Source organism: Flavobacterium sp. N1994 (assembly GCF_025947145.1).
Classification (GTDB): domain Bacteria; phylum Bacteroidota; class Bacteroidia; order Flavobacteriales; family Flavobacteriaceae; genus Flavobacterium.
In genome coordinates this window covers 1,520,337-1,535,924 of sequence record NZ_CP109999.1, presented here as the reverse complement: position 1 = coordinate 1,535,924, position 15,588 = coordinate 1,520,337, and the positions used below count along the sequence as shown (strand labels likewise).

The following is a 15,588-nucleotide window of genomic DNA, read 5'->3' as shown; positions in this document are numbered from 1 at the left end:
CTTACGATATGTTGATAACTATTGTATGGTCAATAAGTTGGTTTTTTGTCGTTAAACGAGTTTAATGCTAATTTTGTCGAAATAAACTTATTTAAAGTTTTACTTACTCTATTTTTGTTGCAAATGATTTGCTTAAGGTTAAAATATTGTATAATTTAAAACCTACAAAATGGAATTAAAACATGCGTTTCATCGATAAAAAAATGTTTTTTACCGATGTTATTGTTTTTTAGTCTTATTTTTTCCACAAGTTAATCAAAATATACAGTTACAAGATTTCTTAATAAAGTCTCATAAAAAAAGAATTCGATATGGAAAAATTATTACCCCATTCCCAAGGAAGAGTTTCAACATTCTTGCTTTTATTTTTATTTTTTGTTAGCGTTGGAAAAGCACAAACGACTATTGGTCTTCAAAACTTTGAAGCATCAGGAAGTACGATGACCTATTCTGCTTCAGGAGGAGCAGTAAAAAATGGGACTTCAGGTACAGGAGACCGGCCAGCTTCTTCAAATTTTTATACAAGTGCAAGCAATGGTTATTGGATTAATAATGGAACAGCCACAGTTACTTGTGCTAATGTTACTGGATTAGGTTCTTATGTTGGTAAAACAGCCAACTTTAGTTTAGCTTCTTTTTCAGTCGGTGCAACAAACAATGGAGCTGATGGACCAGATAAAGTTACAATTTCGGTTTCACTTGATGGTGGTACCACTTACTCTGATGAAATAGAAATAGATGGAAACACAAATGCTTACTGGGCTTATAGTGCTACTGGTGTTGCATCGAGTACCTATGATGGTGATAATACTACTACTGTTTTTGCGCCTGCAGCAGGGGGAAGTAGAACTACAGATGGTTATTCTACTATAAGCATAAATCTTCCGGATAGTGCTACTCAGGTTAGAATTAAGGTTACTATGTTGAATAATTCTGCTAATGAAGGTTGGGTTATAGATGATATAACAGTTAAGGGATTTACTCCTACTAATTATTACTCTAAGTCTACAGGTAATTTAAATACATTGAGTACATGGGGAACCAATACTGATGGAACAGGAACTGCACCTTCTAATTTTACTGCTTCCAATCAATATTTTAATATCAGAAACAATGCAACACCTACTATAGGGGCTGCTTGGACCGTAAGCGGAAGTAGTTCGAAAGTTATAGTTGGAGACGGAACTACTGCTACTAATTTTACTGTACCAAGTGGGTTTGCCTTTACGGGTACTGTTGATGTATCTGCTAATGCTACCTTAACTTTAACGAATGCTACTATACCAACAATTGGGACTTTAGCCACAACCAGTACGGTTGTTTATAATGGTTCTACTGCTCAGTCAATAAGTGCAGAAACCTATGGTAATCTTACCTATAGTGGAACTAATACTGGAACCGTTGCAGGAGATTTTGATATTGCTGGGAATTTTAGCTGTACCTCTGGAAATGTAAATTTTAATAATTCGGGTACCGCCCGTACTTTTAATATTACTGGAAATTTTTCTTCGTCTACTACTGGAAATATAGAATTTGGTTCTGGTGCTGGCTCATGCACAATTAACCTTACGGGAAATTTTTCTAAGACTAATGGTGTAATGACTACTACAACTGCCTCGGCAAATGCCGATTTTAATATGGTAGGTACTACACAAACCTTACAATCTACTAATACAGGTACTATAATGAAATGGGTAGATTTTACAATAGCTAGTGGAAGTACGTGTTCGTTTTTAGGAAATTTTTATTATAATGGTTCAGCAGGAACGCAAGGAGTTATTACTGTAAGTTCAGGGGGTACTTTAAATTGTGGAACTAATATTTTACTTGGAACTGCGAGTACTACTACTTTTGTGGTAAGTGCTGGAGGTACACTAGGTGTTGGTTCAACCGTTGGTATTACAACTACTGGAGCAACAGGGAACATTCAGTCAGCTACAAGAACTTATACAGCTGGAGCTAACTATGTTTATAATGGTACTTCGGCACAAGTTACAGGTAATGGATTAACTGCAAATATACCAAACGATTTAACTATAGATAATAGCACGGGTGTTACCTTGAGTGCAGCCACTACAATAAGTGGTGATTTGTTAATTTCATCGGGGACTTTAAGCACCTCAGGAAGTAATTTTGCTATGAGTGTAGGAGGTAGTTGGACAAATAATGGAGGATTCACTGCGGGGACTAGTACGGAAACATTTACGGGATCTGCACAAACTATTGGAGGTTCAAGTAGTACTACCTTTGGAGCAGTTGTTATAGCTTCAGGAGCAACGTATACTATGAATAGCAGTAATACGGCTAGTAGTTTAACCTTTGCTGCGGCAGCGGTAAATAGTTCGTTGTCACATGCTACAGGTACTACATTTACAGTAAATGGAGCCGTAACTATTAATCAACCAAGTGCTAATACTCTTAACTCCTCATGGAATATCAATGCTGGTACAGCAACGGTTTCTGGACTTATCACTTTTGCAGGAGCTAATACAACAACTAGCAGAGTGGGTAAGATTGTAATTACTACTGGAACTTTAAATGCGAATGGAGGGATTACATTTGTAGGCTCGGCGGCAGCTACTAAAGTTATTGATATGTCGGGTGGTGCAGGAAATCTTAATTTGAAAGGTGCATTAACAATTCCGGCGGCATCAGCAACATTAGTTCCAGGTACTTCTAGTACATTCTCCTATGTAGATACTGGAGCACAAACTGTAAATAATTTCAATACGGGTAATTATTACAATCTTGCTGTTAGTGGTTCGGGAGTTAAAACATTTGGTGCAGTAACTACTATTACCAATAATTTTTCTATAACTCTGCCAGCTACGGTAACTTTTCCTAATACTACAACTAGTTCAGCAAATTCTCTTACGTTAGGAGGCTCTGGACAAAATTCAGGAACATGGGGAGGAACAGGGTCAGGCGCAACTAATATCAATACTAGTTATTTTAATGCTACTACAAATGGAAGAATTACTATTACCACTGGTACTTGTACGACAGGGTATTGGTTAGGAGGAACTAATAGTGCTTGGAATACAGCTGCCAACTGGTGTGGTTCGACTATACCTTCCTCTTCTACAGATGTTGTTATTCCTACAGGTACTCCTTTTGCACCAAGTATTACTGCTATCACTGCAGCTTGTAAAAGCATCACGATTAATTCTGGAGCTACCTTAACCTTATCGGCTAGTGCCTCTAGTATATTAAACATTAGTGGAGATTTTATTAATAACGGGACATTGACTGCAGGTGCTGCTAGTTCGGTAAACTTTGTTGGAACTGCCAATCAAGTTTTAGGAGGTTCATCCACTACTACTTTTGCTAACCTTACTATAAACACAGGTACGAGTTCAGTCACTGTTACAAATTCATCAACAGCCTTTCAAGCAAGTGGTAATCTTACTGTCACTAAAGGTAATTTAGTATTACAAGCGACTAATGCTAATTACAATTTAACAGGAAATCTTTCTGTGGCAACTACTGGAACATTGACCCATAACGTAGATTGGGATGTGGCAGGAAAACAAATAAACGTGGCAGGAAACATAGCTATTGACGGTGTTTACACAAAAGGTTCAGGAGCACGTTCCCATGTGCAAATCACAGCTCCTGCTACTAAATCAGTTCATACAGGAACCTCTTCTTTAAGCATTTTTACCATTAATACTGCAGCAGCCATAACTGCTGATGGAGCATTAACAGTTGATGATAATTTTTGGGCACCTATTGCAAATGGAGGATCATTTTCTACCAACGGACAAACCGTTATTGCAAATGGAAGTTTATTAGTCAATTCTGGTGGAACATTAAATGTGAATGGAGGTAGTTTAACCATTGTTGGAGGATTATCAATAGGTCAAATAGGTGCAAATGGAGGAACTGTTAATCTAAGCTCAGGAACCTTAACAACTGATGGAATTACAATTGGTGAGGGTACAACAGGAACGACAACAGCTTGTTCATTAACCCAAACTGGGGGAACTTTGCAGGTAAATGGTGCTGTTACTATTAATCAACCTACAGCCAATACTATTACCAATTCCTGGAATATCAATGCTCAAACTGCCACTGTTACAGGACTAATCACTTTTGCAGGTACAGATGTAACTACTTCAAGGGTGGGAAAAATAGTGATAACAACAGGAACGTTGAATGCTAATGGAGGTATAACGTTTGTTGGTTCAAATGCAGCTACAAAAGTAATTGATATGTCTGGTGGTGCTGGTAATTTGAATTTGAAAGGAGTCTTAACTGTTCCAGCTGCTTCTTCAACATTAACTTCTGGAACAACTAGTACTTTTTCTTATGTAGATTCAGGTACTCAAACTATAAATAAATTTAGTTCTGGTAATTATAATAATTTAAGCATTAGTGGTGCAGGTGTTAAAACTTTTGCTGCCTTAACTGCTATTACTAATAAACTTTCAATAGCAACAGGTTCATCTCTAAATTTAGGGACTTTTGCTAATACTGCTGGTACACTTTCTTTAGGAGGTTCTGGAACAGCAGCAGGACTTTGGGGAACTAATACAACTTCAAATCCTTCAGCCGCTACCTTTACCAACAATACTTTTTTTGCAGCTACTACAGGAAGTGTGCAAGTAGGAGCAGGTTCATGCTCTGCTTATAACGCTACAATTACTGGTACTGCTACCATTTGTAATGGAGGAAGTAGTACAATTTCTGTTACACCAATAACGGGAGGAGTAAGTCCTTATAAAGTAATTTATGTTGGTTCACCAAGTGGTGGTGCAACTGTAAATGGTTATACTGTTGGAAATACTATTTCAGTAAGTCCAACTGTTACTACAACTTATACGCTTAGTTCTGTAACTGATAGTTTTGGATGTACTGCTACCAATTTAGGTTCGGCTGTGGTAACAGTATATGCAACCTTTACTTCAGGAGCAATCAATACCACAGGAGAGACTATTTGTAATGGCGGAACCCCTGCCACAACTATTGGCAGTGCAACTGCTGCTAGTGGAGGAGACAATACTATTACGTATTCATGGAGAAGTTCAGCAGATGGTTACACTGCAGCTATATCAGGAGCAACTAGTGCTACTTATTTACCACCAGCAGGATTAACAACTACAACAAGTTATCAACGATATGCTAAAGATGGGACTTGTAATACTACACCAACGGTTTCAACAGGAACTTGGACGGTAACGGTAAGACCAGCTTTCACATCCGGAACTATCAATACCACTGGCGAAACTATCTGTAATGGAGGTATCCCAGCTACAACCATTGGAAGTGCAACTGCTGCTAGTGGAGGAGACAATACTATTACGTATTCATGGAGAAGTTCAGCAGATGGTTACACTGCAGCTATATCGGGAGCAACTAGTGCTACTTATTTGCCACCAGCCGGATTAACAACCACAATAAGTTATCAACGATATGCTAAAGATGGGACTTGTAATACTACTCCAACGGTTTCAACAGGAACTTGGACGGTAACAGTTAGACCTGCCTTTACTTCAGGAGCAATCAATACCACTGGCGAAACTATTTGTAATGGCGGTACCCCAGCCACAATCATTGGAAGTGCTACAGCGGCAAGTGGAGGAGACAATACTATTACGTATTCATGGAGAAGTTCAGCAGATGGTTACACTGCAGCTATATCAGGAGCAACTAGTGCTACTTATTTGCCACCAGCCGGATTGACTACGACAACAAGTTACAGAAGATATGCTAAAGATGGCACTTGTAATACTACCCCAACCGTTTCAACTGGAACATGGACAGTAACAGTAAATGCAACCTTTACTTCAGGAGCAATCACTACTACAGGTGAGACTATTTGTAATGGAGGTACTCCAGCTACAACAATTGGTAGTGCAACTGCTGCTAGTGGAGGGGATAATACGATTACTTATTCCTGGAGAAGTTCAGCAGATGGTTATACTGCAGCTATATCGGGAGCGACTAGTGTTACTTATTTACCACCAGCAGGATTAACAACGACAACAAGTTACAGACGATATGCTAAAGATGGCACTTGTAATACTACACCAACGGTTTCAACAGGAACTTGGACAGTAACGGTAAGACCAACTTTCACATCCGGAACTATCAATAACACAGGCGAAACTATCTGTAATGGAGGAACTCCAGCTACAACAATTGGAAGTGCTACAGCGGCAAGTGGAGGAGACAACACTATTACTTATTCTTGGAGAAGTTCAGCTGATGGATATACAGCAGCTATATCGGGAGCAACTAGTGCTACTTATTTACCACCAGCTGGATTAACAGCTACCACAAGTTACAGACGTTATGCTAAAGATGGCACTTGTAATACTACACCAACGGTTTCAACAGGAACTTGGACAGTAACGGTAAGACCAACTTTCACATCCGGAACTATCAATAACACAGGCGAAACTATCTGTAATGGAGGAACTCCAGCTACAACAATTGGAAGTGCTACAGCGGCAAGTGGAGGAGACAACACTATTACTTATTCTTGGAGAAGTTCAGCTGATGGATATACAGCAGCTATATCGGGAGCAACTAGTGCTACTTATTTACCACCAGCTGGATTAACAGCTACCACAAGTTACAGACGTTATGCTAAAGATGGTACTTGTAATACTACCCCAACCGTTTCAACTGGAACATGGACAGTAACAGTTCGACCTTTATTTACTTCTGGAGCAATTAATACCACAGGCGAAACTATCTGTAATGGAGGTACACCAGCCACAACCATTGGAAGTGCAACTGCTGCTAGTGGAGGAGACAATACTATTACGTATTCATGGAGAAGTTCAGCAGATGGTTACACTGCAGCTATATCGGGAGCAACTAGTGTTACTTATTTACCACCATCCGGATTGACTACGACAACAAGTTACAGACGATATGCTAAAGATGGCACTTGTAATACTACCCTAACCGTTTCAACTGGAACATGGACGGTAACAGTGACAGCAAATAATACTGCTGGCTCAGCATCATCATCACCTACATTGTGTATCAATACGGCCTTAACAGCGATTACTCATACCACTACTGGTGCAACCGGAATAGGAACTGCAACAGGTTTACCAACAGGAGTAACGGCAGCATGGGCAAGTAATACTATAACCATTAGTGGAACTCCGAGTAACTCAGGAACATTTAATTACAGTATTCCATTAACAGGAGGTTGTACTACTGTAAATGCTACTGGAACTATTACTGTTAGACCAGCCTTTACCTCAGGAGCAATTGGGACTTCAGGAGAGACAATTTGTTTTGGAGGTTCACCTACATTAGGGATCAATAGTGTTACAGCTGCCAGTGGAGGAGATGGTTCAATTACCTATAAATGGCAAGCGAATGGTGTTGATATTCCGGGATCCAATTCGGATACGTATGATCCACCACCAGGATTAACGGTTACTACTACTTACACTAGATTTGCTAAAGACAATACTTGTAACACTACATTTACGATTTCATCAGGTAGTTGGGTAGTTACGGTTTCCAATACCAATACTTGGACTGGATCAGTAAGCACCACATGGGGTACAGTAGGAAACTGGTCTTGTGGATATGTTCCAACTTCTGCAACAGATGTTGTTATTGGGACAGGGAGTTTTTATCCAGTACTTGTATCCGATGTTTCTATTCATTCATTGACACTGAATTCGGGAACAACCCTAAAAGTTAATTCAACCTATGACTTAACCGTTACGGATGCTATAGTTAATAACGGAACGTTGACTTTTGAAAATAATAGTAATTTGGTGCAAGTAAATAATGTGTCGAATACAGGATCAGGTTCAACAATTGTAAAACGAAATTCAGCTGCTTTACTACGTTTAGATTACACTTTGTGGTCTTCGCCAGTTTCAGGACAAGGGTTATATTCTTTTTCACCATTTACTTTACCTAATCGTTTTTATGTCTATAATACAGCAACGAACCTTTATAGTAATTCTGTTGGATTTAGTTTAACAGGTTTGCAATATCCATCACCATTGGTTTCTCCGAATGGAGTTAATGGAACAGATAGTAATAATGTTCAGTTTGTTTCAGGAAAAGGTTATTTAATAAGATTACCTTGGGATCACCCTACTGCAGCGACAGTTTGGAATGGTACTTTTACGGGTGTAGCAAACAATGGTAATATTACTTTTGCAATGACTACGGGTTATAATGCTGTTGGAAATCCATATCCATCTAGACTTAATGTTAAAGATTTTATCGATGGGAATACTAACATTTCAGGGCCATTGTATCTTTGGAGAAAAACGAATGATAATAATTCAACATCTTATGCGACACTTACTAAAACAGCTTATGTAGCTAATGGTGCAATAGGAGGAGATACTGGGACGGGTTATTTCAATGCTGGAAATGAAGCCAATTGGGTTCTTAATGTTGGACAAGGATTTATTGTAAATGCAACTAGTAATTCTAATTTGACTTTTACTAATAGTATGAGAAGAAGTTCCAATGCAGATCAATTCTTTAGAGCCTCACAAACTACAGTCAATACAGCAAATAGTGGATTGTATTGGTTGAATTTGAATGCAAGTACAGGAATTTATAGTCAAATGGCTGTAGGGTATAGTTCGGAAGGGACATTAGCTGAGGATAGAGGTATTGATGGGAGAAATATTAATCAGGAGTTTTATTTAACTAGTTTAATAGGGGCTGATGCATACTCAATTCAAGGGAGACCAGATTTTCAAGATACTGATATCGTTCCTTTATCCTATAAAGTTAGCACTGCAGGTAATTATACCATTACTATTGACCATGCAGTAGGTGTGTTTAGTGGAGGAGCGCAGTCAATTTATTTGAAAGATAATCTAACGAATACTATCAACAATTTAAGTGCTGGAGCATATGCTTTTACTTCAGCTGCTGGAACTTTTACTAATCGTTTTGAAATTATTTATCAATCGCAATTAGGAACTGAGCATTTAACCTTTTCTGATAATAATGTAACTGTTTATACTCATAACGATGAATTAGTAATTAATACTGAAAACATCATTATGGCAACCGTAAAAGTGTTTGATGTTAGAGGTAGATTACTTCAAGAGAGAAAAAACATCAACGCTAGTCATACCAGTATTAATGCAGGATTAGCTAATGAGGTTCTTTTGGTTCAAATTACATCAGAAGATGGAATTACAGTAACCAAAAAAGTAGTACGTTAGAAAATGAATTAGTAATATAAAAAAATCCCCACTAGAATAGTGGGGATTTTTTTATATTTAAAAGATTATAAATCAGTTTTAATAAATAGTCTTTCTGTTTTTTCTGTAGGTATAAAAAACAAAAAACAAACCTGAAATAGCTAATAATATTAATTTTCCATTAATTGGCGCTGGTGCTGGGTCTCCACCTTCAAGTCCGCCACCGGTATCGTTATCGCCAGGCTGCGCGTAAGTAACAAAATCTGATAATAAGATAATCGACAACAAATAATATTTCAATAGTTTTTTCATAAACAGTCTATTTCAGCGTGTAAAGATAGCAATCATTTTTAAATTTAAAAAATTTAGTTTTGTTTTTGGACTAATTAATCAAATTCTGAAGTAAAAAACAATTTTACATTTGGAAATTTACTCTGAGTCATCTGAATTGTAAATTCAGAATCGGCTAGAAAAACCAATTGACCATATTTATCGTGAGCTAAGAATTTTTGTTTGATTCTTTTGAATTCCTTAAATTCTTCACTCTTAGGGTCGTTTGGTTTTACCCAACAAGCTTTATGAACTGGGAAGTTTTCATAACTACATTTTGCACCGTATTCATGTTCTAAACGGTATTGAATTACTTCATATTGAAGGGCACCAACCGTTCCAATTACTTTTCGATTATTCATCTCTAAAGTAAAGAGTTGTGCAACTCCTTCGTCCATTAATTGGTCAATTCCTTTGTCTAATTGTTTTGCTTTTAATGGATCGGCATTGTTGATGTATCTAAAATGCTCTGGCGAGAAACTTGGAATCCCTTTGAAACTCATGATTTCTCCTTCTGTTAAGGTATCACCAATTTTGAAATTTCCTGTATCGTGTAATCCTACAATATCTCCAGGATAGGAAATGTCTACAATTTCTTTTTTCTCAGCAAAGAAGGCATTTGGACTAGAAAATTTTAAATTTTTTCCTTGACGAACATGTAAATACGGTTTGTTTCTCTCAAAAGTCCCTGAAACTATTTTTACAAAAGCCAAACGATCTCTGTGTTTTGGGTCCATGTTCGCATGAATTTTGAACACAAAACCGGCCATTTTTTCTTCCTCAGGTTTAACTAATCGTGTTTCCGATTCCTTTGGTCTTGGTGCTGGAGCAATTTCTACAAAACAATCTAACAATTCTCTAACTCCAAAATTATTCAAAGCCGAACCAAAGAATACAGGTTGTAAATTTCCAGTGAGGTATTGTTCCCTGTCAAATGGGGGATAGACTTCCGAGATTAATTCTAATTCCTCTCTTAGTTTAATTGCAGGTTTTTCACCAATTATTTTCTCTAGTTCTGGACTGTTGATATCAGAAAAGGCAATCGTGTCTTCAATATTCTTTCGGCTATCACCGCTAAAAAGATTGATGTTTTGTTCCCAAATATTATAAATCCCCTGAAAATCATATCCCATTCCGATAGGAAAACTCAAAGGCGTAACACTTAATCCCAATTTCTGTTCTACTTCATCCATCAAATCAAAGGCGTCTTTTCCTTCTCTATCCAATTTATTGATAAAAACAATCATCGGAATGTTTCTCATTCTACAAACAGCAACGAGTTTTTCGGTTTGTTCCTCAACCCCTTTGGCCACGTCAATGACAACAATAACACTGTCAACAGCTGTTAAGGTTCTAAAAGTGTCTTCAGCAAAATCCTTGTGTCCGGGAGTGTCAAGTATATTTATTTTTTTACCTTGATAATTAAAAGCCAAAACCGAAGTCGAAACCGAAATTCCTCTTTGTCTCTCAATTTCCATAAAATCGGAAGTAGCTCCTTTTTTGATTTTGTTATTTTTAACCGCACCAGCTTCTTGTATAGCACCTCCAAAGAGTAGTAATTTCTCAGTTAGTGTAGTCTTTCCAGCATCGGGATGCGAAATAATTCCAAAAGTTCTGCGGCGTTGTATCTCTTTTAAAAAACTCATAATTTTTGATAAATTGGTTGCAAAAATACTATTATTTACTGATTATTTTGACATGGTTTTGATTTCAAATTTGGCATTAGTTAATTGTACTCTGAACAGTGTTAATAAAATTTTGTTAATACTAGGTGTGATAGTTGGATAATGTGTTTGAATTGTTATTTTTGTTGATTGTTACGTTGCTATTCTAAACTATTTAGGGAAGTCAATGAACATAAGGTTTAATTGTAAATTTTATAGAAATTTTAATCAGTATGAAATTGAATAAGTTTTTTTTAGGGTTGCTATTTTTAGTCTCAGCAATCGGTTTAGCACAAAATAATTCTAAAGAAGTTTTGTTTACCATTAATAATAAACCCTACTACACAGATGAATTTTCAAGGATTTATAAAAAGAATCTAGATTTAGTCAAGGACGATTCTCAGAAGGATTTGAATCAATATTTAGAATTGTTTGTAGGCTATAAATTGAAAGTTAATAAAGCTTATAAATTAGGTTTGCAAAATGGGAAGTCCTACCAAAATGAATTAAAAACTTACCGTTCGCAATTAGCAAAAAACTATTTTAACGACACTAAAGTGACTCAAGAACTTATTGAGGAAGGTTATAATAGACTTCAAAAAGAAATTAGAGCATCCCATATTCTTATTTTAGTCGATGAAAATGCTTCGCCAGAAGACACCTTAAAAGCCTATAAAAAAATAGAAGACATTAGTAGAAAAGCTAAAGCTGGAGATAACTTTGACGATCTAGCAGTACAGTATTCAGAGGATCCTTCTGCTAAAGATAACAAAGGAGATTTAGGGTATTTCACCGCTTTTAGAATGGTGTATCCATTTGAAAATGCCGCTTATACAACACCAAAAGGAAGCATCTCAAAAATAATCAGAACGCGTTTTGGGTATCATATTTTAAAAATTAATGATGTTAGACCCAATCGTGGAGAACTTACTGTGGCTCATATCATGATTTTAAATCCAAAACCTGAGGAAACAGGTAAAGATGCTAAAACCACTATTAACGATATCTATAAAAAAATTCAACAAGGCGAGAAATTTGAAGATTTAGCAAAGCAATTTTCTGAAGACAAATCCTCATCTTCTAAAGGGGGAGTCTTAAATAAATTTGGGTCTGGACAATTAAGTTCTGAAGAGTTTGAAAATGTTGCTTTCTCTCTTGAAAAAGCGGGAGATATATCAAAACCTTTTCAATCACAATTTGGCTGGCACATCATTAAGTTAATTGAAAAACATCCAATAAAAACATTGGATGAAATGAAAGCAGAGTTAGAGACTAAAATAGGGAAAGACGATAGATCAAAAAAAATAACTGAAAAACTCAATGAGAAATTGAGAAACAAATACTCTTACAAAAGAGATAACAAGCAATTTGCCATTCTATCTAAATTGGTAACCAACGATTTTTATGATTCGAAATGGGTACTTCCTGAAAATGCTAAAACCTACACAACACCACTTTTAACTATCAATGCAAAGAAAATTGATGGAACAGCGTTTTTAGATTTTGTAGATAAACAACAAAAGGCAGAACTAAAAGTTAAACCATTATCAAAATTAATGGATGTTTTGTATACTAATTTTTTAGATGAGCAATTGAAAGCTTATTATGATGAAAATTTAGAAACTGAATTTCCTGATTTTGCCAATGTTATGGATGAATATCGTGATGGATTGTTGCTTTTTGACCTAATGGAAAAAGAAATTTGGGAACGTGCTAAAACCGACACTCTTGGTTTAAAAGCGTTTTACGATGCTCATAAAATGGAACACATGTGGAAAAAGAGAGTAGATGTAACGGTTGCTTCCTCTACTAAACAAGATATCATAAAAAAAGCCCAAGCTCTTTTGAAAAAAGGGGAAGAACCTGAAACCATAAAAAATAAATTGAATGTTGATAATGTTGTCAACATAATGACGAATAGTGGTGCCTTTGAAGAAGGAAGTGATGCTTTGCCAAAAACGATGAAATACGACGTTGGTGTTTCGGATGTTTTTAAAGAAGGCGAATATTATTTTGTAACCAATGTAGAAAAGGTAATCCCCGAAACCGTAAAGAGTCTCGAGGAATGCAAAGGGAAAATTGTCAATGATTATCAACAATATTTAGAACAAAGATGGGTTGATGATTTGAAGCAAGAATTTACCGTTAAAATCAATAGAGACGTTTTTGATCGCTTAAAGAAACAGTTGCAATAGGAAATGAGAAATAGTTTCTTCCTGATTTTTTTAATGATTTGCTCTTGTAATTATTTTAAACCCCAACAAAAGTCACAATCCATTGCTAGAGTAGGAAAAAGTTATTTGTACAAAAGTGATGTTGCCACTTTAGTTCCAGCTGGGACATCCAAAGAAGATAGTATACTTTTAGTTAGGGATTTTATTGATAGATGGGCTAGTCAGAAATTATTAATTGATGCCGCAGAAAGAAATCTCAGTGATACTAAAAAAGCAACATATAATGCCTTAATAAAACAGTATAAGGTTGATTTATATACTAGAGCTTACATAGAAGATGTAGTAAAGAATACCGTTGACACAGTTGTTAGCGAATTAGAGTTAAAAAAATATTATAACGAAAACAAAGAAAATTTCAAAACCAACGGTTCCTTAGTCCGATTACGATTTATCAATCTATCAAAAGAGAATCCACGTTTCGAAACCATAAGAAGTAAGTTTTTTGATTATTCTAAAAACGACAAAAACTTTTGGAAGACCTACGCGTTACAATGCAAGAGTTTTGCTATGAATGATACGGTTTGGGTTGATATGAGTCAAGTCTACACTAAATTGCCTTTTATTACACCAGACAATAGAGATGAGTACATCATTGCTGGGAAAAGAATTGAAAAAAATGATAAAAACGATGTTTATCTAGTAAAAATTACCAATGTGATTGATAAAAATCAAATCAGTCCATTTGAATATATAAAACCAACATTAAAAGAAGTTCTACTGAACAAACGAAAATTAGAATTGATTAAAAAATTTGAAAAAGATATCACTAATGATGCCATTAAAAACAATGATTATGAAATATATAAATAGCAAACTTACTGTAGCAATAATTGCCATTTTTTGCACGGTATGTTTTGCCAATGCTCAAGAAATTATTAAAGATACGGTAAAAACAAAACCTATAGCTACTAGTTTTAAAAAGCAAAAAGTGGATGGTGTTATTGCAACTGTTGGAGACTATATCATCTTGGATTCCGATATTGATAAATCTTATTTGGAATTATCAAGTCAAGGGAATTCTATAAAAGATATTACTCGTTGTCAAATGCTGGGAAAATTATTGGAAGACAAATTGTATGCGCATCAAGCGGTTCAAGATAGTATCATTGTAAAAGATGAAGAAGTCAAAGAAAAAATGGCGGAGCAAGTGAATTATATGGTTGAGCAACTTGGTTCTATGGAGAAAGTGGTGAAATACTTTAAGAAAAATACGGAAGAGGAATTCAAAAACGAGTTGTTCGATATTATCAAAACGAATAAACTAACAGGTGAAATGCAAAAGAAAGTGATTGATGGCGTATCCATCACACCAGAAGAAACGCGTAATTTCTTTAAAGCTATCCCAGAAAGTGAATTGCCAGTTTTTGGTGCTGAAATGGAAGTGGCTCAAATCGTAGTTTCTCCCAAAATATCAGAGGAAGAAAAACAAAGAGTAATTACCAGATTGAAAGAAATAAAGGCTGAGGTATTGGCCGGTTCAAGTTTTAAAACTAGAGCTGTTATTTATTCAGACGATAGAGGTTCAGCCTCTTCAGGTGGGTTCTATAAAATTAACAGAAAAACGCAATTTGTAAAAGAATTTAAAGATGTTGCCTTTAGTCTTGGCGAAGGAGAAATTTCAGAGCCATTTGAAACGGAATTTGGATATCATATTATTATGGTAGAAAAAATCAAAGGACAAGAGGTGGAATTAAGACATATTTTGATGATGCCTAAAGTATCTGATCAAGCTTTAAAAGATGCTAAAGAAAAAATTATTGGAATTAAAAAACGAATTGAAAACGGTGAAATTACTTTTGCAGAGGCGGCTAGAACTTTGTCTGATGAAAAAGAAACACGTGCTAACGGTGGTGTTTTGATTAATCCTAAAACTCAAGATACTCACTTCGAATTAACCAAAATGGATCCAAGTTTGTATAGTGAAGTTTCTAATTTAAAAGACAATGCCATTACTTCTCCTATTTTAGATGATGATCCAAGAAGCGGTAAAAAATATAAAATCATTACTGTTACGAATAGAATCAATGAGCATACTGCTGATTACGCTAAGGATTATATTAAAATTAAAGATTTGGCTTTAAAAGAAAAACAAATCAAAGCCATTGCTAAGTGGACAGATGAAAAAATCAAAGAAACTTACATTAAAATAAATGGGGAATATAGAGATTGTGTATTTGCCAATAATTGGATCAAAAAGTAGTT

Annotated in this window: 6 protein-coding genes; 4 read left to right on the top strand and 2 right to left on the bottom strand. The window is 35.8% G+C overall.

Annotated features, from left to right (window positions below; all coding sequences use genetic code 11):
- Positions 1–311: 311 nt before the first annotated feature.
- The gene (locus OLM53_RS06950; protein ID WP_264522310.1) at positions 312–9,179 is read left to right on the top strand and encodes a G8 domain-containing protein; all 8,868 of its coding nucleotides are present in this window, start codon (positions 312–314) and stop codon (positions 9,177–9,179) included.
- A 78-nt stretch (positions 9,180–9,257) separates the two neighbouring features.
- On the opposite strand, the gene OLM53_RS06945 is transcribed toward OLM53_RS06950, so the two are convergent.
- Both OLM53_RS06945 and OLM53_RS06940 read right to left on the bottom strand, forming a co-directional pair.
- Positions 9,258–9,470 (bottom strand): DUF1673 domain-containing protein, encoded by a 213-nt coding sequence (locus OLM53_RS06945; RefSeq protein WP_264522309.1) that lies wholly within the window; start codon positions 9,468–9,470, stop codon positions 9,258–9,260.
- 74 nt (positions 9,471–9,544) lie between these two features.
- Positions 9,545–11,134 carry a peptide chain release factor 3 gene (locus OLM53_RS06940; protein ID WP_264522308.1) on the bottom strand — a complete coding sequence of 530 codons (1,590 nt, stop codon included), beginning with the start codon at positions 11,132–11,134 and terminating at the stop codon, positions 9,545–9,547.
- Positions 11,135–11,385: 251 nt separating this feature from the next.
- On the opposite strand from OLM53_RS06940, the gene OLM53_RS06935 reads away from it, so the two are divergent.
- From OLM53_RS06935 to OLM53_RS06925, 3 genes are read left to right on the top strand one after another with little or no spacing between them, the layout of a single operon-like run.
- Positions 11,386–13,347, top strand: a complete 1,962-nt coding sequence (locus OLM53_RS06935; RefSeq protein WP_264522307.1) for a peptidylprolyl isomerase — start codon at positions 11,386–11,388, stop codon at positions 13,345–13,347.
- Positions 13,348–13,350: 3 nt separating this feature from the next.
- Positions 13,351–14,196 carry a hypothetical protein gene (locus OLM53_RS06930; RefSeq protein ID WP_264522306.1) on the top strand — a complete coding sequence of 282 codons (846 nt, stop codon included), beginning with the start codon at positions 13,351–13,353 and terminating at the stop codon, positions 14,194–14,196.
- The gene (locus OLM53_RS06925; RefSeq protein ID WP_264522430.1) at positions 14,159–15,586 is read left to right on the top strand and encodes a peptidylprolyl isomerase; all 1,428 of its coding nucleotides are present in this window, start codon (positions 14,159–14,161) and stop codon (positions 15,584–15,586) included. Before OLM53_RS06930 ends, OLM53_RS06925 begins: the two co-directional genes overlap by 38 nt.
- Positions 15,587–15,588 lie beyond the last annotated feature (2 nt).

Bases quoted from the DNA above. Each gene is read 5' to 3' on its own strand.
- OLM53_RS06950 (WP_264522310.1), top strand. From the start codon at position 312: ATGGAAAAATTATTACCCCATTCCCAAGGAAGAGTTTCAACATTCTTG.
- OLM53_RS06945 (WP_264522309.1), bottom strand. From the start codon at position 9,470: ATGAAAAAACTATTGAAATATTATTTGTTGTCGATTATCTTATTATCA.
- OLM53_RS06940 (WP_264522308.1), bottom strand. From the start codon at position 11,134: ATGAGTTTTTTAAAAGAGATACAACGCCGCAGAACTTTTGGAATTATT.
- OLM53_RS06935 (WP_264522307.1), top strand. From the start codon at position 11,386: ATGAAATTGAATAAGTTTTTTTTAGGGTTGCTATTTTTAGTCTCAGCA.
- OLM53_RS06930 (WP_264522306.1), top strand. From the start codon at position 13,351: ATGAGAAATAGTTTCTTCCTGATTTTTTTAATGATTTGCTCTTGTAAT.
- OLM53_RS06925 (WP_264522430.1), top strand. From the start codon at position 14,159: ATGCCATTAAAAACAATGATTATGAAATATATAAATAGCAAACTTACT.